The sequence below is a fragment of the Edaphobacter modestus genome, from assembly GCF_004217555.1.
Taxonomy (GTDB): domain Bacteria; phylum Acidobacteriota; class Terriglobia; order Terriglobales; family Acidobacteriaceae; genus Edaphobacter; species Edaphobacter modestus.
The window spans coordinates 6,055,571-6,075,931 of the sequence record NZ_SHKW01000001.1 but is presented as its reverse complement, the minus strand read 5'-3'; the positions used below and the strand labels follow the sequence as shown (position 1 = coordinate 6,075,931).

General features: G+C 54.9%; 13 protein-coding genes and 1 pseudogene. 9 read left to right on the top strand and 5 right to left on the bottom strand.

Annotation, left to right across the window (positions count from 1 at the left end):
- Nucleotides 1-110 precede the first annotated feature (110 nt).
- Entirely contained in the window at nucleotides 111-2,054 is a 1,944-nt protein-coding gene (locus BDD14_RS25750) for a PQQ-binding-like beta-propeller repeat protein (RefSeq protein WP_130422473.1), read from the top strand.
- 666 nt (nucleotides 2,055-2,720) lie between these two features.
- Nucleotides 2,721-2,920: pseudogene (locus BDD14_RS33320) on the top strand (IS3 family transposase); the annotation flags it as partial.
- Nucleotides 2,921-3,058: 138 nt separating this feature from the next.
- Here BDD14_RS33320 and BDD14_RS25745 read toward each other — a convergent pair.
- The 4 genes from BDD14_RS25745 to BDD14_RS34720 form a co-directional block, all read right to left on the bottom strand.
- Nucleotides 3,059-4,471 carry a Gfo/Idh/MocA family oxidoreductase gene (locus tag BDD14_RS25745; protein ID WP_130422471.1) on the bottom strand — a complete coding sequence of 471 codons (1,413 nt, stop codon included), beginning with the start codon at nucleotides 4,469-4,471 and terminating at the stop codon, nucleotides 3,059-3,061.
- Between the two features lie 51 nt (nucleotides 4,472-4,522).
- On the bottom strand, nucleotides 4,523-5,581 hold the full coding sequence (locus tag BDD14_RS25740; protein WP_130422469.1) for a DUF6807 domain-containing protein: 1,059 nt from the start codon (nucleotides 5,579-5,581) through the stop codon (nucleotides 4,523-4,525).
- Nucleotides 5,582-5,601: 20 nt separating this feature from the next.
- On the bottom strand, nucleotides 5,602-6,516 hold the full coding sequence (locus BDD14_RS25735) for an amidohydrolase family protein (protein WP_130422467.1): 915 nt from the start codon (nucleotides 6,514-6,516) through the stop codon (nucleotides 5,602-5,604).
- A 266-nt stretch (nucleotides 6,517-6,782) separates the two neighbouring features.
- Entirely contained in the window at nucleotides 6,783-7,040 is a 258-nt protein-coding gene (locus BDD14_RS34720) for a DDE-type integrase/transposase/recombinase (protein ID WP_423201772.1), read from the bottom strand.
- Here BDD14_RS34720 and BDD14_RS25725 point away from each other — a divergent pair.
- Nucleotides 7,020-7,301 (top strand): hypothetical protein, encoded by a 282-nt coding sequence (locus BDD14_RS25725; protein WP_130422465.1) that lies wholly within the window; start codon nucleotides 7,020-7,022, stop codon nucleotides 7,299-7,301. The genes BDD14_RS34720 and BDD14_RS25725 overlap by 21 nt on opposite strands.
- Before the next feature lie 629 nt (nucleotides 7,302-7,930).
- On the opposite strand, the gene BDD14_RS25720 is transcribed toward BDD14_RS25725, so the two are convergent.
- The gene (locus tag BDD14_RS25720; protein WP_242618205.1) at nucleotides 7,931-8,440 is read right to left on the bottom strand and encodes a hypothetical protein; all 510 of its coding nucleotides are present in this window, start codon (nucleotides 8,438-8,440) and stop codon (nucleotides 7,931-7,933) included.
- A 902-nt stretch (nucleotides 8,441-9,342) separates the two neighbouring features.
- On the opposite strand from BDD14_RS25720, the gene cynS reads away from it, so the two are divergent.
- The 6 genes from cynS (at nucleotide 9,343) to BDD14_RS25685 (ending at nucleotide 19,776) form a co-directional block, all read left to right on the top strand.
- Nucleotides 9,343-9,792 (top strand): cyanase, encoded by a 450-nt coding sequence (gene cynS / locus BDD14_RS25715; protein WP_130422463.1) that lies wholly within the window; start codon nucleotides 9,343-9,345, stop codon nucleotides 9,790-9,792.
- A gap of 1,043 nt (nucleotides 9,793-10,835) precedes the next feature.
- Nucleotides 10,836-12,740, top strand: a complete 1,905-nt coding sequence (locus BDD14_RS25705; protein ID WP_130422461.1) for a tyrosinase family protein — start codon at nucleotides 10,836-10,838, stop codon at nucleotides 12,738-12,740.
- 49 nt (nucleotides 12,741-12,789) lie between these two features.
- A complete protein-coding gene (locus BDD14_RS25700) occupies nucleotides 12,790-15,501 on the top strand; it encodes a LodA/GoxA family CTQ-dependent oxidase (protein WP_165420250.1) in 2,712 nt (903 codons plus the stop codon).
- 44 nt (nucleotides 15,502-15,545) lie between these two features.
- Nucleotides 15,546-15,977 (top strand): hypothetical protein, encoded by a 432-nt coding sequence (locus BDD14_RS25695; protein ID WP_130422457.1) that lies wholly within the window; start codon nucleotides 15,546-15,548, stop codon nucleotides 15,975-15,977.
- Between the two features lie 2 nt (nucleotides 15,978-15,979).
- Entirely contained in the window at nucleotides 15,980-17,113 is a 1,134-nt protein-coding gene (locus BDD14_RS25690) for a tryptophan 7-halogenase (RefSeq protein ID WP_130422455.1), read from the top strand.
- Nucleotides 17,114-17,574: 461 nt separating this feature from the next.
- Nucleotides 17,575-19,776: a multicopper oxidase family protein gene (locus BDD14_RS25685; RefSeq protein ID WP_207231832.1), complete on the top strand. Its 2,202-nt coding sequence runs from the start codon at nucleotides 17,575-17,577 to the stop codon at nucleotides 19,774-19,776.
- Nucleotides 19,777-20,361 lie beyond the last annotated feature (585 nt).

Below are 20,361 nucleotides of genomic sequence, written 5' to 3'. Positions count from 1 at the left end.
GGGCTCTGATGCATTAGCTTTTTGAGCCCCAATATAGTGCCGAATTTTTCCGTATCAAGACTCCGAAGGGTCTCAGCACTTCTCTATTTGCAATCAACAATAGTGAAAACGTGAATGTGACCTCGTGTCGCAATGCTAAAGATACTCACTTGGAAAGCACGGTACACACAAACAATATAAGCAGGCGTCTGCGCAAAGAAGTACTGGAGAGAACCCTCATGACCTTTAGGAAGTTGTCGCGTCGAATCGTGCCGAACGTACTTTTCTCCGCATTTCTATTGCCAGCTGTGGCGTTCGCTCAGGTAGATGTACTGACGCAACACAATGACAGTGCACGCACGGGCGCAAACCTGAGCGAGAGGGTTCTCACACCGGCCAACGTGAATAAGCAGCATTTTGGCATGCTGTTCAAGCGTGTCGTCGACGATCAGCTTTATACTCAACCTCTTCTCCTCACAAAGGTTAGAATCGGCGGGGGCTGGCATGATGTAGTTTATGTGACCACCGTGAACAATAGTGTGTATGCGTTCGATGCGCATGATGCGACTGCACTAGCTCCATTCTGGCACGTAAACTTTGGCACTCCGGCGAACCTTCATGATGCAGACTTCGGCTGCCTCGATATTAACGGCAATATGGGTATCATCGGCACGCCTGTCATCAACGCCGAAAAGAACACCTTGTATGTGGTGTCGCTGACAAAGGCTAATGGGAAGTTTGAGCAACGCTTGCACGCTCTCGATCCAGCGACTGGGGCTGACTTACCGAACAGCCCAACAGTTATTGAGGCACCGGGCTTCGATCCTCTGCTGCAAAATCAACGTCCAGCGCTTTTTCTTGCTGGGCGCGATATTTATATCGGATATGCTTCGCATTGCGACAAGGAGCCGTACCACGGGTACCTGCTCGGCTACGACGCGACCTCGCTCGCTCAGGTCGGCGTTTTCAATACTTCCCCAGGTGGCGACGGAGCAAGTATTTGGCAATCTGGCCAAGCACCTGCCGTAGATGACAAGGGCAATATCTATTTTGTAACTGGCAATGGTAGCTGGAATGGAACGACACAATTTAGCGAGAGCTTTATGAAACTCGACGCGCACATGAACTTACTGGACTGGTTTACGTCCACCAATCATTTCGATCTCGACAAGCATGACCTCGACCTGGACTCCGCAGGGGCAACACTGATTCCGGCCAAGCACCTGGTCGTGGGGGGAGGTAAAGAAGGAGTACTTTACCTCCTCAATACAGACAGCTTCGGCCACTTAGGAGACGAGAATGCTGTGCAGCATTTCCAGGTTACACGCTCACATATGCACAGCGTCGTGTATTGGAAGAGTGCAAAGCGAGGCTATCTACTATACCTCTGGGGTCAGCGGGACCAAGCCCGCGTATACAGGCTAGAGGGGGATAAAATCGATGAGACACCAGTGATGATCCGACCTGAGATAAACCAGGGCCATCCTGGCGCGATGCTATCTCTCTCTGCAAATGGCGACAAGGACGGAATCCTTTGGGCTGCAATCCATGCATCCGGCGATTCCTGGCATGAGTCTCGACCAGGCGTTCTCCACGCCTATGATGCCGACAATATCAGCCATGAGCTTTGGAATTCCCTCCAAAACCCAGAGAGAGATGACTGCAATAATTACTCGAAGATGGCACCTCCCACCGTAGCGAATGGAAAGGTGTACCTGGCCAGCTTCGGTAAGGAGAATATTGGGACTGGACAATTATGCGTTTATGGCTTACTGCCAAGCGGCTCTCCGCCTGATGCCCCTGTAAACGTACACGCTTCGATCAATGGCAGGTATGTCTCTGTTACGTGGACTCCCGCACCCGGAGCTGAAACCTATACGGTTGTGAGCACTCAAGGGTTGAATTCACAAACCGTTGCATCGGGGCTCACAGTGCCCGGCTTCATCGAACCAGCGGCAATCAAGGGAATGACGGAGTATACGGTGACGGCGTCCAATGCCAATGGCCAAAGCGCGCCCTCCGAGCCGGTCAGGGTGGCAATCAAGCAGGTACCCACGCCACGCATCATGCACTGATCGGGGCCGCCTCAGAAGACGGACCACACCATACGCTTTTATTTGGATCTGTGGCTGATCGTTTGTACGCAGGTCTGACAGACCGAGCTTAGCTCTGGGTCGCCACACATGCTGCCTAAAGCTTGAATGAATGCCTGGGCCATCAAGTTGAGCCCCGTATCCGGGCAAGCGCGAGTACAGGGTGGACATCACGCTGTGAGGCTCGATGAGTGAGATCTGGGTTGGCGTTGACCTTTCCAATGGCAGGTTAGACGTGGCGGTTCGGCCAGGAGATGCGGCTTGGAATCTCATACCCGAGCGGGTCGTGCTGGAAGCGACTGGTGGCTATGATACGACCTAGCTCGTTCTCTGGGAAAGCTGGCTGCCAGTGGCTGTCCTGAATCCGCGTAGGGTAAGAGATTTTTACGAGCAACGGGCAGGTTGGCGAAGTCCGATCCGATCGATACGAAGATCCTCGCCCATTTCGCGGAGGCAGTGAAACCGCCGTGCCGGGCCGCTAAGGATCCGCAACTGGATGAACTGGACAGCTCGTGACACGGCGGATGTGAGAAGCTGGCGTGGTGAATACGTCTGAGAGCAGATACCGTCGGCACCGTTTTCCAAGCGAAAGTGGTGGAGCAATGCTTATGGCTGTAATTTCGTTTTGCCTTGAGCTACCGGAACATCGCCGTGACCGAAACGCTGTTCGGATCGCTCAAGGTCGAGCGCCTGCACGGCGAGAAGTTCATGACCGTGCGTGCAGCCAAGATGCTGTGATGAACTGGATCCTCTGGTCTAACCAGGAACGGATGCATTCGACGATCGGCTACCAAAGTCCAGTTGGGTTCGAACAAGCCTGGCTGCAACTGCAGCTCGAAGCAGCCTGAAAAGCAGGTTGTGGAAGTATGAAATCGCTGCGCGATTCCCACACTCCCACAACCTCGACGACGACGGGATTATCCCCTCACCCCCTACGCATATGGGGTACGCATTCTGAGGGCAAGGTCAATCTGCAACTGTAGTAGTTAAACGTGCTCCGGTACGACAAACGGCGCCCGGTAGCCGCGGTCGCCGTCGCGCAGGAGCAGATTGGCCTCATTGTCACTCTTGACCATCTGTGTTTCCGGATCGAAATTCAGCGTTCTGCCGAGCCGGTAGGAAGCGTTCGCCAGATGCGCCAACCCGGAGGTCAAGTGTCCCTCCTCGATAGAAGCATTCAGGTCTTCCTTCTTACGACTGATCACGCAGGCAATAAAGTTCGCAAAATGGCATTCCTTATCTAAAGGCGCAGATGGACCTGGTTGCTGTTCTCGGCCCAGATAGGTCTTGTAACCTGATGCGTTGTCGATCGCCAGATATCCTTTAGGCCCGTAGAAAATGTTTCCGACTGAGTTGTAACTCCCTTCCTTCGGTCCTAGTCCACCTTGCGCCGTTTCGGCTGAGGCCGCCGAAGCCGCACGAGCGACCCCGATGCCCGCTTCGTGGTTGGTGATCCAATGGCGAACCTCGAACTCAAGGATGACTCGCTTACCTGCCGGTCGATCATATTCGAAGGCACAATTCAGCACATTGGGGGTCTGCTGGTCGTCGTCGAACATGACATGCCCGCCAACTGCCGAGATCCTATTGGGGAAGCCGAAGCCGGGTCCCAATCCCCATCGAGCGATGTCCAGTTGATGAATGCCCTGGTTGCCCAAATCTCCGTTGCCGTAGTCCCAGAACCAGTGCCAGTTATAGTGAAAATGATTCTTAGTAAATGGTTGGAGAGGCGCCGGTCCAGTCCACATGTTGTAATCTACTCCAGGAGGAACAGGAGATACGGGCGTATGGCCAATGGTATCTCTCCACTTGAAGCATAAGCCGCGGGATAAATAGATATCTCCCAGGACCGCGTCCTGTTGCATCTTGTGCATAGCATCTATCATCGCCGGCATGGAGCGGGATTGGGTTCCATGCTGCACGATTCGGTTGTATTTCTCCGTTGCACGAATCAATTGCTTACCCTCCCACAGGTTATGTGAGCAGGGCTTCTCTACATACACGTCTTTCCCGGCCTGCATTGCCCAGATGGCGATAAGCGCATGCCAGTGATGGGGTGTCGCAATAGATACAGCGTCGATTGACTTATCATCGAGCAGTTTTCGAATATCGGTATAGGTTTTTGGCTGAAAGCCCATCTTTCGCACCTGGGCCAGCCTTTCACTCATGACGCTGTCGTCGATGTCGCACAGCGCCGCAATTTCAACGTTGGGCAGAGCCCCATAGCCACGAATGTGGTTCTCTCCGCGTCCACGCAATCCGACAATTCCCACGCGAACACGATCATTTGCACCCAAAATTCTTCCCTGCACACCTAATGCATGGAGGCTGCTTGGAATCGCTGCCGCAGCGGCCACAATGGAGCCACTCTTCAGAAAATCTCGCCTACTCTCGTCCATTGTTGAACCTCCTCATTATGCTTGTGAATTAGTGCGTTCGACTGCAACCTGTTATGGATGGGCAACGTACTGGCTGTATTTCTCTGAGACTCCTGCATCCTTGTAGGTACCTTCGTGGATGAGGACACGGTAATGAAATTTAATAGATTCTCCAGCGGGAAGCGTGTAACTTCCGTTGTGCTTTGGGTCTGAATAGAAATAACTGAGACCAAAGGGATTCGCCGCTAACAGACCGTAACCGCGAGCGTGCCAATATGTCGGATGACGAAAGCTATCGGGGCTATCGAACACAGCGACGCCGAGTTTCTGACCATTAATGACACCGTCGACATTCACCCAATTGGCGCGTTTGCCCCACACCTGCGATTCCCCTTCGCCGCCTTCCGAATTAACCATGGTTCCGCCAGGGGCGTCCAACTCTGGAGCCAGACGAACAGCGAAGGTCCCCTCTTTGGTATCACCAAATTTCACCGGCTCCTTGCCAGCCTTGATTACAAACTCGCAATCGATAACGCGGGAATCCTTATCGCCACTGAATTTGTACTCCTGGGTCTCCTGGGCAAACGGCTTGCGATCTGGACCTTCAAGATCGAACGTGGCCCGGATGACTCCAGAAGAGGTACCGCTCCGCATCTCATCGATCTTGCGAAATACCATTCGGCCATATGGCGGGGGAGCCGAGTGTGTGTAATATTTGTTGAACGCTTCTTCGATCCAGAAAGAATAACCATTGATGTCGCCGTGTCCAAAATACATGGCGCGCTGATGGGGTTCGAAGCCCTTGTCGTGCTCGTGACCTGGGGGAATGTCATTTCCGACGGCTAACTGACGTGTGACGATAACTCCGTTCGCGTCGCGCAAAGGCTCCAGAAAAGCTTTGGAGATATTGGGATCGAAAGTGTAGGTTGTAAATGGTTTGCCACCGATTTGAACCTCAATATTATCTCCATGCCGGGTTAAACTCACCGGTTCTCCATATCCAAGGCTAGGGAGAATCGAGAGCGCTGTGACCAGAAACACAAAATCTGGATACCGTCTTTTACTTTGCACGGGTGCTATTCCTCGCGATGAAATTTTGTTATTGAAGGAATCAAGCTGCAGGTTGGACATGCTGTAGCGCTAACGAGCGCTCACTTTCCGGTATCTGCCGCAATTTCTTTTTGCTGCTCTTGCAAGATGCGCCACATCGTTCCCGAGAAGATCATGGATTGCACGGACGGAGTCACTCGGCAAGCATCAAGCATGGCGTGATAGCGCGCCTGGCTATCATCGAATTCTCCTAATTCTCCGAGAAACACGTCCGAACCGTAGACAAGTTTTTCAAATGCGTCGGGACCGCCGGAGGGCGTGTGTGGGCTAATCACCCCGCTCCACCAGAAGATCGAACGGAAGAACCCATAATCGTCTCTCTTCTTGATGAGGCTTGAACCCGAGAGATCGAAATAAAGGTTGGGATCCCAGCGTGCAATCTCCGCAGCCTCTGCATAATCCGGGTTTCCGAGATGTGCGCCAATAATGATGGTGTTAGGCCAACGCCGGGCGATTAAGTCAAGACGAGCAGCTCGCATGCGATCAAAGCTGATATCCGCCGGCTGAGCGGGATTCAGTCGCGCAACTGCACCTGTATGAAAAAGGAGAATCATGTGGTACTTTGCCGCGCGGTCGTAAATAGGCCAGTAGGACCGATCGTCGTAGTTCTTCAATGAGGAAGAAATCTCACCCAGTCCCCGGAACCCAGCTTCGTGGAACCGGTCGATCTCTTGGAGCACATCCGCATCATCCAGCTTGATGTCCGCGAAACCGATGAAGCGATTCGAGTGTTCCTTGATAAACGTGCTGGCCTCAGGAAAACCCTTCGGCGTTGTCAGCAATATGCCTATACCGTCTGCGGCGTCCAGTTTAGCAAGCAGCTTTTCGAGCACGCCCGGCTCACCGTTGTAGTGCTCATGTACGTCGATGAGCTTGGGTGGAGTCGTCTGGGCCACCATTGTTAGCGAAACTGATAATAAAATTGGCAGAGCTGTCCATTTGCAAAACCGCAGCATTGATCCCCTTCCCGAATCGTTTCGTCACTTTCTCCAGGTGATGAATCTGAATAGCTCCACTTCGAGGCAGAGCGAGAACAGAGACAGGAGAGGACCAGATCAACTTAGTGCAGATGATTTCTCGGTGTCAAGTAAATAGAGCGATATTTTCTGAAACTATGAGAAAAAAATACTCATTACGTGAAAAATATCTTGCCAGCAGCTTTCTTAGTGCTCTGGCGCAAATGGGGCTCTGTTGCATTAACTGGCGCACACGCGACTCGCCCTTACAGATGCTGCAGATCAGGCAGCAACATCGAACAGATTGTTGATGAATCTAATTTCGCCGGCGACCTTGGGCGGCAGAGGAGGCAATGGCGACGGCGGATCATACGCATGACTTCAAATCCCTTGATGGTGGCCGACGCTGTTCTCATCGTCTGAAAACCGCGGGTGGGACGGATCACCCGCTTGAGACCACCGTGATCTGCCTCAATGATGTTGTTTAGATATTTCGACGTGCGGTGCTTCGTGTCCTGTGGCAACTTGCCTTCGTGCTGCAGCGCGCCAATCGCCTTGGGATAGGAGCCAGTTTATCGGTTGTGATCGAATGCGGCGGCCAGTTGCGCATCGTCTTCAACCGGCCACATCCGTTACTGGGCGGCGAAGGCTCCTCGGTGACAGGCTCATGTTCGTTACGGCCGGCAGCTACACAGCGACCGGTACACACATGGACTACTCCAAAAGGCGTTGTCAACAGCGAGGCTAACAATGTCGCAGGCCTGGCGGCTTTAGGCACGACCTAGTTAGATATAGGCTCTACCGCGAGCGTAGGCGCGACTTGGCACATGCTCGTCTGGGTACGGTTTGGCGCCGACGCTTCTTCGATTGGATCGCTTCCGACCAGTTGGGCGCACATCAACCTGATAGGAGACTATCAGTGGCGAGGCAAGATAATCGCCCAAGCAGATTCAGGACACTCCGCATCCCCAAGCCCCTAGCGTGCTTATTGTACGTTTTCTGACGGGACCCTTGTTGTGAAATACCCAGGCAGTACAAGCTATTGTGGTCGGAGCAATCTCAGTGTGCTTGTCCACCGAGGAACAAGAATCCGCGGATCGCTCGGGCTTGACCACCCCGGTCATCTTCTGATCGGTCAACTTATACAGGAGTCAAAAGCACATGCGCACATTTCCAGAGAGGCATCGTTAACTTTGATATGCAAAATGGAGACACGTTCGAAAATAGCCTGCAGCGGTTGGAGATTTGGGTGGACATCAGCAGTATGAATAGGGGCGAAGTGCGAGGAATCGCTTCTGTCGGTTTCATGCTTCCGCACCAATCTTCGATAGTGGTCTCCGCCATCACGTTCCGCCTCAATCTAGATGTGAAAAACCCGGCACCCGTTCAGGCTTTCCGCAGAACAGTGATCTCGTCACCGCGATACAGCCGCGTTGACCAGGTCCATCACATCCGCCACAATCCGCGTCATCGGGTCGTACGCCACCACGTACCCGTCTGAATAACCATACTGATATCCAGGCGGCGGAGGCGGCACGCCCTGCCAGTACGATCGTGGTACGGGCTGGATCGTATACCCGCGTGGAAGCGCCTGCCCCCTTACAAACATGGGCCGCTTCTTCCCCTTCCAGTGGTCGGCGTCATGCCGATAATGGGAATAGAAGTGGCTGCGGTCGTTCTGCCGAAATCGCCAATCGTCATACTTCTTCGCTTGCCCTGGGGGAACATGACCGTACCCCTGCTTCTTTGCCTGGCCTGGCGGTATCCCACCATGACCGGGAGGAGGGTTGTAAGGATCGCGGCCGGGGGGACCTTGTGCAAAAACCACCGCCGCCGTGCCGATCAACAAAACGCTGGCAATTAGGAAGCGCGAGATGCGCACCTGCAAGGATACTTCCTTCCCCATCCCGTGGCCCGATTTCAACTTTTAACACTCCTTGACGACAAAAACCGCTATCAGATGGATCTTACGACAGAGGCGGTATCCTGCGGCTGACGTTGGAGTCAAACTTCACACTTCCCAATTCGATGACAATAGATGCTTGAATCACACGTTGTCGCATTTTGTCCAGTCCGAGTAATGCGTTTCAGCCCGGAGTAAGATGATGCGATGAAATCTCGATTCAGGAGAAAATGGGCCATTTGGAGAGTTGGTCAGCCGTACGATTCTTGAAGTTGCCACACCGCAACATCTGCACAGGACCGGTCATTGCTGGCGATGCAAGCGACGGAACTTGGAGAGGAGCCAGTCGGCCAGCTTCGCGGTGAGAGACTTGTTGGCTTCCCATTCCGCTTCGATCTCTTTCATGCGCTTGTTGTACTGGCGTGTTTCTCTCGCTCATTGACTGCGTTCCGGTGTCCTTCGACGGAGCGGGGGTCGTACGCGTCTCCAAAGCCGACGGGCTTGTGCTGCTTCTTCAAGCGTGAGGTGCGTGTCATGATTGGGATGAGTGTAGTCCATTCGTTCATTACCTGGGCTGGTAGTCCGGGGTTTTCCTGCAAACGAAGGATCGTTTCCGCAACTGGCTAGCATGTGCCGTTCTACGAGTAGACGGTTATCTGGCCAACTGGATAATTTCTGGCTTGCCCGTTCCTCGGGTCATTGGGCTCACATGACCTGATTTTGTTGGCAACCGAAGTAGATGCTCAAACGCCTCGCGACGGTACGCCAGTTGAGCTACGGGATTCGTTGTGTCTTCTGGCTGGCACAGGAGCATACTCCTACACTGTTAGCAAATAAGATTGATAGAAAACATCTGATAGGGCGGACCGGCGGCTCCCCCCATTTCAGTCAACGACACCAACCATCCGAAGGGGGAACCGATCATGCCTACCAGAGAAGAAGTCACAAACAAGATTCAAGATGAGAAGCGCAGCCGCGGTTTGAGTTGGAACAAGATTGCAGAAGGCATTGGCCCTGGTTCTCCAATTCTTTATACAGCGGCCCTACTCGGACAGATGACGCTTACAAAATCCGAAGCTGAAAATGCGGCGAAGCTGCTGGGCCTGAGCGAGGCAGAAGCTGCCATTCTGACCGAGTCGCCAAATCGCGGTTCGCTGACGACATTACCTCCGACGGACCCTCTTATTTATCGTTTCTACGAGCTCATGCAGACCTATGGAACCACATGGAAGGCGTTGATCGAGGAGGAGTTTGGTGACGGTATTATGAGCGCCATAGATTTCGAGATGCAGATCGAGCGTGAACCCAATGTCAAAGGCGATAGGGTCAAGATCGGCATGTCCGGCAAGTTCTTACCCTATAAACGTTACTAGGCGAGGGATCGATTCATCGGCTATCAGAATACGGCAACGGATCATGATCGAACTCACGGCATGGCTGAGTAAGCAGGAATGATGACTATTATGCCGACTGATCCAGAGGCTCTTACTCCCAAACCAGTATCCGGTACTTTGCAAGACAGAAACGCCGTCGAGACCCTTGTCAGCAGGTTTCTAGGGGAAAAAGCTCGCACAGTCCCCGCGTCCTTGCTGTTGAGGAACCTCTGGAGATCCAACTTGCCTATGGACCGTCAGACGCACGACGCGTCAAATCGATCTCCGTCACAATGCGGACACCACTGTCCGCAACGGCCTGCCTTGCGACAGCATCCACGCACTCATTTCGGACGATCGAGGCGACCTGTGGCTTTACGCACAGTGTGGCCTCATCGAGATCGCGGATGCCGAGCTGCAACGATGGTGGGGGCGACCTGAACGCAGGCTAAAAATGAGAGTTTTCGACGTGTGGGACGGAGTGCAGCCGGGCCAGGGTCATTTTGTCAGTCGTATCGCCGTTCTGCCGGGAGGGGGTTTCCTTCCGCGCTAACTCCGTAGAACGTCGTTCGCACCTTACAGTGGGTTCTGGACCGAAAGGGACAAGGCCACCTTGTGCGGAATTTACGCGAGCCTAAGAACTCTTCAACCGTTACATCGAAGACGGCACTGAAGTGATGTTTTAAAACGACAAGTAGAGTCGGTGCAGTTGTCCCGCGAAAAGAGGACAGATCCAGGTCCCCCCACCAAACAAGAGATGAAAACACCTCAGATAAAGCTCATTGTCTTGTGTACATATCCATGTTAGTGTTCCGTCACTGACTTCAAGCGATTTATTAACATCACCAGTCCTCTGGAACCTGATCGATTTGGTTTACTGAGTTCCCGCATGCTGAGCAACTTAATCGGGAGTGATATCGATGTCTGTCCTTGGAAGCAAGACCCGTTTGGACCGGATAAGAGAACTACTTAAAGAAGCATCCCATGGCGACGCTTCCTCTTATGCCGGACAAGAGCTATGGTCGTTACCCTATGACCGTTTGATGGCCACTCAACTCTGTGGTTCGCCGCTGATTGAGATCAAAAAAGGATCGCACAGCTGCTGTGGCGGTGGCGCAGCAACGAAGTCGTCTGCGTTGCTGCAGGGGCTACGTGGAGAAGCGCCGTTCGACGGTTCACAATTTCCTCGCCTTCCGTGGGGGCAATCCGCAATGGATGCCCAGCACATCAGCGAGATCGCGGACTGGATCGCAGATGGCGCACCAGAGTTCGATCCTGAAGGTCAGAGCTACGGCCTGAAAGAGAAGGACTGGAAGTCGGACACCACCCGCGTCGAGGTCGTCCCCGAAGCCTATAGCGATGTTGCCAAGGAATATGCAGAGTACTCCGGTCTGGTGAACGAGTACAAACACCAGAAGGGCGAGCTTCGCCAGCGTATGAACATCGACTGTATGACGCCTCCGCAACTGGAGAAGTTGCGCTACGTCTTCCGCGAGATGTACGCACTCAACAGCTGGCCGCAGGATGCCCGCAGCTACAACAATATGGCGCTGATTCACCAGAACCACTGCCAGCACGGATGGGAGCGCTTTCTTCCGTGGCATCGTATCTACCTGTACGAGTTCGAGCAGGTGATGCAAGATATCTGCCCAGGCGTTACCATGCCCTACTGGGACTGGACGATGCCGGCGTATATGCCCTCCAAGCCCCAAGATGGAGCAATCATTCCTCCATCGATGCAGGCCTTCCTGAACGAAGAATCGCTGGTATTTCTGAAGGGCCAAGGGATCCCAGTTAAGCCGCTTGAGGTTCTGGTAGGCAAGCGGTTTCCTTCACAGCAGAAGTTCTACGCAGAGGTAGAGAAGTTGATAGACCCGAAGTACACCGCCGGTGTCTATCGCAATCGCTTCACCGATGCGCTCCTCGATGCGAACTCGCTGTGGTATCCGCTGCGTTATCCAGCAGAGTTCCAGGACAGTCAGAAGAAACCGTCCACGATCAACAAGGTCATTCACTATCACTACCCTACCGCGGACGACATGGAGCAGATTATGAGCCTGCGCACATTTCGCGACTTCGGCGGCGGCAGCCTGTACAACGACGCGTACGGATTCATGGACCAGAACCCACACAACACGATGCACATCTGGACCGGTGGAATGAACTCCTACGTAGCCCCTACGCAACCGCCCGCGGACAGAAACAAGGCGGTCAAAGTAGCAGATCGTCAGTTCCATAAGCGGGCCGACCTGTACACCCAGCCGCCCAATGGCGACATGTTCAGTAATCTGACGGCTTCCTACGATCCAATCTTCTGGCCCATTCACGCCAACATCGATCGGTTGTGGAGCGATTGGCAGGAGATGCAGCCCCATGCGTTACCCGAGGATATGGATTCGGTAATGACGCCGTGGAGCTACACGATTCGCGACACGCTGAAGATGAGCCGCTTCGGCTATGAGTATGTGAAGAGCACTTGTCTGTTGCCAGTCGGAGCAGAGTCACCGGTGGAAGGGTTCGTCTCCAAACCGATCGATATCGAAGGCACGGTGCGGTCTTCGTTCGCGAAGGCGGAAGTCCGGCTGCATCGCGTTCCCCAACTCCCTCGCTCGTGTTTCGTGCGCGTCTTTCTAAACCTGCAAGACGCCAATGCGAATACACCTATCGACGATAGCCACTACGCAGGGTACCTTGCGATCTTCGGCCACGGAGATTGTATCGGTGGCCCTGGCCACTGCGAGGTCCCGCAGCGTGGCAAGTATGATCTGCGTCCTCGCAGTCACAATACGCCGCGCAACCATCGTGTGGATGTGACGAAGTGCGCCAAGCGGTTGTTTGCTGAAGGCGCCTCGTCGATCCAGATCACGCTTGTGGTGGTTGGTGCTGACTACCAGGAGGAGCACGAGCTGCTTCGACTGGACGGCGTATCTCTCAACTTCCTCGATTAGCGTTGCGGCTTTGAAGCGAAAGGAACGAATCGTGAGCGGGAACTCCTCTGTGCCGATATATCGAATCCACCCAGGAATTGGGATCGCAAGACTAGGCGATAGTCCCGACTCTTTCTGTATCTCACCTGAGACTCCGACGGCGCTGCCGATCGCTTGCAATGAGAGCGGCAATCCGTTATTGGCGGCAGACGGAAAGACGCCGGTAACGGTGAAGACGTTCAAGGACAAGGACGGTCGCATAAAGCGACAGGCCGCACGTTTTCAGGTCTATGTCTACGACGAGACATCGCCTGAAGGGCGGCCTCTGAAGATCGGAGATCCGATCAAAGGCGGTGGCAACCATGGCACGCTGGTAGACATTCAGTGGCGGGTATACCTGGCGAACAAGAAGTCAGCCTGGTACGAGTTCAAGCAACTGGAAGGCGAGCACGGCTATGCTGCGAACCATCCACTACGAAACCCCGCGATCACCGACCCCGATGCCCGCCAGTGTCTGATCATCGATCCAGGCCCGCAGGTCGTCGATGGAACGAGTCGCCGCAGAGCACGTTTCGACCGAACGGGTAATGGTCTCTATGCGCCTACGTTCCCGCCGGAGAAGCTGCAGCCTCGCCACATCGACACGCTCGGCGAGCTGCTCACGGACGACAGCGGTCGCTTGCTCGTGCTCGGCGGTCATGGACACTCAGGCACCTTCAATAAAGGCTTTAGTCAACCGCGCATTGACACCTACGCCAACAACGATGGTTGGTTCGATGACACCTCCGACGGTCCTGTCATGGCGCGATTGGTCATGTTTTCAACCGAGGTAGGCCGCACACGCTTTATCGATGTGGAGTATCCGGCATGGGTCGTCTCGGCCTATCCGGCCTACGTGCCCGAAATCCTCGACATGGTGACGCTGGACGATGTGCTCTACGACACAGCGGTCACGCAGTTTGCCTACAGGACCGACATCTATGGTGCGACGGGCACCTTTCAGCGCCCTCAGAAAATTGACGCCTCCGATGCAGGTGCCATCATCCACTGGAAGGCTGCAAACCTTGCATGGAACCCGGACTACAAGCCCTGGTTCTATCGCGATATCTGGTCGATCCTTTTTCGCGCAGACGAGTACACGTATCTGACTAACGTGCTGCAACAGTCGAACTATCCGCATAACCAGACCAAGCGAGGAAACTTCGACCTGTTGAAGCTTTCCATTCCTCCAAGCCTCAATGAGGTGGCGTATACCGGAGCATCGCAACGAGCAACCCGTGCGAACCAGAACGGCAGCCTCTTTTTGGAGGCGCTGGAACCCGTTCTGGCGCAGCTTGATCAGCAGGCGGCGAACACACCCTCTTCGGTGCGAAGGCCTCTGTTGGGCGGGTTTGTGCAACGTTCTGATATTCGCAAGCAATTGCGAGACGCAGTGTCAGCATTCGCGAGAGCGGTGAACGGTGACCTTCCCGAGGAAGACGGGGAGATCGACGTTGATGCCTACGTGGTTCACTGGCAGAACGCCTACACCGAGGGCCAGGAGACGGGCACTCCCGCCGCGGAAAAATATAAGGCTGTGTCCGACGAACTCCACACCGTCCTGCGAGCGGTGTTGCAGGAACTCTACCCCGATAAGCCTAAGCTCCAATTGCTCCAGCGCCGTGAAGGGACACAGAACGATGACTCGAAGCCAGGTGGAGATGAGCCGGTGGAAGCCGCGTTCGACCGCATGTATACGACGTTCCGTACCGGAAAGCTCCTGACCGACAAGCTCAAGCAACTGCGTCGCGAGTACACAACTGACCCATTTGTCTCGTATCGGATGTACTTGTATGACCTGCTGCGCAAGGAGGGTGAAGAGGATGTATTCCGCCTGGATGGGAAGCCAACGAGCCGCACACATCACCTGCCTCTGATGCCGCTGTTATGCGGGGATAACCCCATAAGCAACACCTTCACCTCGAAATTCCTGCGGCTCACGGACTACCAGCTCTATCTGCTACGGCAATGGTCGCGTGGCATGTTCGCGAACGAATTGCTGGAGGGGTGGACCCCGAAGGACAAGATCGATGCATGGCAGCCATATCTTGGCATTGAAAACCACACGGGTCGCCAGCTCGACCAGAATGTCCTCACTAACTTGGCTGGCGGGGCCTTTTGCCCAGGGGCGGAGGTGGGATGGATCATCCGTAATCCAGCGATCTACCTCAAGCCGTATCGTCTGAAGGCCGATCCCGATTTTTATAGCTTTCGGCAGACTGCAGCGAATGAGAGCAAGTATCAGGTTTCCGAAGAGGACTACGTCGCGGATGTTGGCGTGACACTCAGCCTCGAAAGCAACTACCAGACAGGGTTGCAGCCTGGCGATCTTACCAAGATGATGGCGCTGCCGTGGCAGGCGGACTTCAACGAGTGTTCGACGCAGACGATTGATGTGACCTATGAGGAGTGGAACATCATTGATCCATCGAACACACATGACGAATGGATGAAGCGCGAGCAGAAGCTATGGGAAACGCTGTGGTGGCCGGCTCATCGCCCAATGCAGGTCTACGAGGTGGTTGGCGATCCTTCGCCCTCACCGAACTACCAGTATCTGAGTTGGGCGCGCGGAGTCCCGCAGACCAACGCTGGCGATCTGAAGATGGTGACCGAGTGGTCGCGGCTTGGATTCGTGATTCGTAATCCTTATGCGGATCCCGCATTTCTCGACACCGCTTCACCCGATACGGGCGTGGGCCCTCCTAAGTACATCAGCGTAGAGCGCAACCAGGAAGACTAACCCGCAATTGTTCACATGTTCGAGATCTGAAACGAGGAGAAACGATGAGCAAAAACCCTTTTGTTGGCAAGTGGACCTATCGTAGCTTTCTGAACGAGCCCGTGCTAAATCCCGATCCCAAAGCACTCTTGAGTTCCCTGATGTTCGGCGACGGAACCATCGTCATTGACGATGGGCCGACGGAGCTTCTTACTGGAACTATCGGTGGAGATGGCTGGTCACTCAAGCTGCGAGGATCTCGCGGTTATGGCTCCCCGTCTGAGGTGCGCTTTCAGGGGAAAGGTGTCATCGGCGGTGCGGAGTGGATCTACGCGTATGTCGGCTGGCTTGTTCCGGCGTGGCCGACTAGTACGGACACCCTAGACCGCCCGGCTATCGTCGGCTCGGTGGTGCGGGTGATTCCGCACCCGGGCAGCAACGGGGCAACTAACCCGGCGGGCGTAGTCGCCTCTTTCTACGCGGTGCGTGCGGACTGAAGATGTTCGACGTAGCCATCATCGGGGGAGGTCCTGCCGGCTGTGGAGCAGCCATCGCACTGCAGCAGACCTTCCCTTCCCTGCGCGTGCTTGCGGTCGAGGCATCCGACTATTCGCGCCAGAGAGCCGGCGAGGTCCTTCCCCCGATGGCTCGTTCGCTACTGGAACATCTCGGTGTCCTGGGTCAGATGTCAGCAGAGTTGTGCGGGAGCGCGCGTGGAGTTGCTCACGCCTGGGGGGGACCTCGGTTGGAGGAGAGCAACTACTTCTTCCGCGCGACCGGCGAGGGCTGGCACCTGGAGCGAAATCGATTTGATGCAATGCTGGCAAACCAGGCGGCCACCTGTGGCGCGGAGGTATGGCGCAATCGGGTCCTTCAGGGCGCCGAGCGGTCCGATGGTATCTGGCAGTTGCAAATGAGTGACTTCGGCATTGAGGCTCGATGGGTGATCGACGCTACAGGACGCAATGCAGTCTTCGCTCGAATGCAAGGAGCCCGCTTCAACTCGCTGGATTCACTTATGGCTTTCTCGCGTCTGTTTCAGCACGATGATGAGATGGAAGCCCGAACGATCGTCGAAGCCTGTACCTACGGCTGGTGGTATTCAGCGCCCCTACCGGGACAGCGGCGCGTGGTGAGCATTCTTACGGACGCAGACCTGGGCCGAGGTCTGCATCTCTCCGATAGTTCGGCATGGCGACGTGCCTTGCAGTGCACCACGCATGTGCAGACGCTCGTGGCAGACACCGTTATGCAACCGGCTCCGCTGGTGCGGTCCGCGGCAACAGTCGCCCTCGATCGTGTTTACGGCGATGGGTGGCTGGCGACGGGAGACGCTTCGTGTGCCTTCGACCCGCTTTCGGGGCAAGGGATCACGCATGCATTGCGTTCTGGTATCCTTGCCGCCTTTGCTGTTGGGGACACGCTCTGCCATAACAGCTCCATCGCGCTCGAACGCTATGCGGCAATCCAGCAGAAGCAGCGGGTCAGCTTCGCACAGACCCACCGCGAACACTACTCACGCGAGCAGCGCTGGAGCAAAGAGCCTTTCTGGGCTCGCAGGCAAGACCCTGCAGCAGTTCCTCTCGACACACAGGCTTTAGATGACATCGGCGCTCTGGAAGGGACACATTGATGTGCCACAACCATGAGCCTGAAAGTCGTCCCAGGTGGTGGTCTTTGCGGACCGTTAGCAGTTGTCCACTCTTGTTGGCTCTAATGCCAAAGATTGGCTGCCCGCTCTGCTGGCCCGTACTGGGGGCGTTGCTTGGAGCAGCCGGACTGCCTCTGAGTTTGATCGATCCTGCCTGCTTGGGGCTCTCGACGCTATTGTTCGTTGCAGCGTGCGTATGTTGGCTGTTCCTCCCTGCACATCGGACGACCTGGTCGCTGCTTGCGGGCTCGTCCCTAGCAACCGTTGTGTATCGGGTCGCCGCGCCGGGACAGGGTTCGTTTGTTTTCGCAGCCAGCGCCGGCATTTTCGTATTCGGCGGTCATCTACTACTGAGGTTCGTAAAATCTTCTGCGAACCCAAAGCATATTTCTACAAACAAGCTAGATCCAAGTACCGGGGCCTACTGATCCAAGGAGAGCACAATGAATCGAGCCATGCTGGAATCCCTTGCCGTGACGTTATTGTTTGCAGCCAGCATTGCGGCCCAATCGCAGGTCCGTGAACTTGTGCAGCCTCCATTGTTGAAGCAAGAACCGCCGGCTGGCGTCAACAAGCTCGCCATGTTCAGTCTGATACCACCGAAGCCCTCCGGGTGCAACCCTGCAGCCAGCATCACGACCGATGGGAATGTAGTCTCCGTCAAGCTGGATGTGGTCCGGACGAACTTCACCATGTTCAATCCCGCCACAAATGTGGACGACAAAGTCGAACTTCGCTCGTATGGTGGCTGTCCCTCCGGCCCAACGATTGAAGTTGAACCAGGCTCTGTGCTGCGCGTGGGCATGCACAACAAACTCAATGCCGATGACCCGAGTTGCTATGACAATCCGCCTGCGGGTCTTGGGCTGCCCCCTGGCGTTGGGTGCTTCAACACAGTGAATCTGCATACGCACGGTCTGCATGTATCGCCCTCAGGCAACAGCGATAATGTGCTCCTCAACATTGCGCCACAGACCGACTTTCCCTATGAGATCAACATTCCAACTGATCATCCCGCAGGCACCTTCTGGTACCACGCGCACCGCCATGGCTCGACAGCCACACAAGTAGCGAGCGGTGAATCAGGTGTACTGATCGTTCGAGGTGATCGCGAGTACCAAGCGGGCAAGAAGGGAGAGATCGCTGACATCGACACGATCCTGCACGATAACTCGCAAAAAGCATACACCGAACAAGTGCTGTCCTTCCAGCAGATCCCTTATGGATGTTTCAAGGATGATCCGCACGCTCCAGGAGGGCCGTGGCAGCAACTGTTGACCAAAGATGGCTATTACACCGCCCAAAGCAAATCTACGGACAAGGTGTCCACGTCGCCCTGGATATGTCCTGCAAACACCTCCGATACTGCAGGAAACAAACTAACAAATGGCGTGGTCGAAAACTTTGGACTGCAGCTCTCGTCAGCTAGTATCTGGGACACGAATGGTCGCTTCACCAGCGTCAATGGTCAGGTGCAGCCCACGATGAAGATCGCGGCCGGCGAGATCCAGCGCTGGCGCTTTGTTCATGCCGGTATTCACGACACAATCAATCTGCAGATTGTAAAGTCAACGCCGCACGTTGGCGAGAAAGACCTAATTGCGGAATCGGCGCTTTCAGGCGACCGTTTGGACCAGGCAGCCACTGTGGCGAGAGACTGCGCTGCAACGGCAAAGACACTGGTGCCACAGCTGGTCATAGCGTCTGACGGGTTGACCTTAACGAAGATCCACACACTGACCGGAGTGAGCAAGTCAGCGGCGCAGGGGTCAAACTACTTGCAGCCCGGGTACCGGAGCGATATCTTGGTGGCCTTCCCCGAGGATGGTACGTATTGCCTTCTGGACCAGGCTGCGCCGGAGGGGATGCGCGTCAAAACGGGAGCGAACGGCATCCAGGGTGGCGGCGCGGGACCATCGAAATCGCAACTGCTCGCGTACATTCGCGTCGAAGGAGGGCATGCGATTCCGGGCGGCCTAGATGCCTCGGTGGCCTACATCGAGAAGGCACTTTACGATGGCAATCCCCAGCTGCCTGAGCCCGTCCGCAGCGGATTACTCAAGGGTGATATTAAGCCGTGGGCGCCTTTAGCTGATCTTGCCCAAACTCCTCCTGCCAAGACCGACGATGTGCAACAGGCGAACTTCACGATCAACGGTGATGGAGGCGGGAATGTCTACTTCCAGATCAACGGCAAGTCCTATGATCCAGATGTCGTGAACTTCAAGCGTCAGGTCAACACCATCGACGATTGGACGCTGACCTCCGTCGGCGAGCCGCACATCTTCCACATCCACGTGAACCCCTTCGAGATCATGGATGTCACCACTCAGCTGAAGGACGGTACGACGGTTTCTATCTTCGACAAGGATGGCAATTGCAGAACCGACCTGCCGAAGGACAAGCAGGAACTCGACACGCAATACTGCGGAATGTGGCATACCTACCATGACACTGTTTTCGTCGAAAACAACTATCAGGTCCACATGCGGACACTCTACGACAGATATATCGGGGAGTTCGTCATCCATTGCCATATCCTCGATCACGAAGACGGCGGCATGATGATGAACATTGAGATCGTCCCCGACCTGAAGGCGCCGGGTAATGGTCTGGGCATGGCCGGGATGAAACATGGTCATTAGCCAGGTACGATGGTGGAGGATAACCTGTGTAGGTTATTGATATAACGATGAAGAGCTAGTTCCTGAAGAGGAAAGACTTCCCGGTTTTCTCTGTGCGATGCCATCAGCCGGAGATGGAGTCTCCCACGAGTACCATATCCATATCATCCAGGTTGATATACTCGCGAAAATGACCAACATCCCAGGCCTCAGTACCGAGGATTTGCAGAGAGAACGAGCGTGCGCAAACCATGGCGCGAACTACTGGATTGAGCAAACCTCAAAGCAGCATTTGGAACGCTACGATTACTCAACGCGGCTGCGTCACAACCTGTATCACTTGCTGGCTCGGCTGTGGACCTGAGAATGATGACATAACGGGGAACGCTCTTGGCTTAACTGACGGAAAGGCAGCGTCAACTTAATAGTCAAGTTGAAGGGCCTATGTTGGATCGGAGTGGATCTCGAAGTAGGGCATCCGCCAGATACTAGAATTTCCGGGAGCAGCTAATCATACAAACCCGGCCGCACGAGACTTCCGGGCATCCTCCTACCGGGGAGGTGTCTTTTTCGAAGGCTTCGGAGTCTGTCGGGCCGCCTGGTTTG

What these genes read in the sequence shown, in the direction of transcription:
- BDD14_RS25745 (WP_130422471.1), bottom strand. Translation starts at nt 4,471, where the DNA reads ATGGACGAGAGTAGGCGAGATTTTCTGAAGAGTGGCTCCATTGTGGCC.
- BDD14_RS25740 (WP_130422469.1), bottom strand. Translation starts at nt 5,581, where the DNA reads ATGTCCAACCTGCAGCTTGATTCCTTCAATAACAAAATTTCATCGCGA.
- BDD14_RS25735 (WP_130422467.1), bottom strand. Translation starts at nt 6,516, where the DNA reads ATGCTGCGGTTTTGCAAATGGACAGCTCTGCCAATTTTATTATCAGTT.
- cynS (WP_130422463.1), top strand. Translation starts at nt 9,343, where the DNA reads ATGCCTACCAGAGAAGAAGTCACAAACAAGATTCAAGATGAGAAGCGC.
- BDD14_RS25705 (WP_130422461.1), top strand. Translation starts at nt 10,836, where the DNA reads ATGGCCACTCAACTCTGTGGTTCGCCGCTGATTGAGATCAAAAAAGGA.
- BDD14_RS25695 (WP_130422457.1), top strand. Translation starts at nt 15,546, where the DNA reads ATGAGCAAAAACCCTTTTGTTGGCAAGTGGACCTATCGTAGCTTTCTG.
- BDD14_RS25690 (WP_130422455.1), top strand. Translation starts at nt 15,980, where the DNA reads ATGTTCGACGTAGCCATCATCGGGGGAGGTCCTGCCGGCTGTGGAGCA.
- BDD14_RS25685 (WP_207231832.1), top strand. Translation starts at nt 17,575, where the DNA reads ATGAATCGAGCCATGCTGGAATCCCTTGCCGTGACGTTATTGTTTGCA.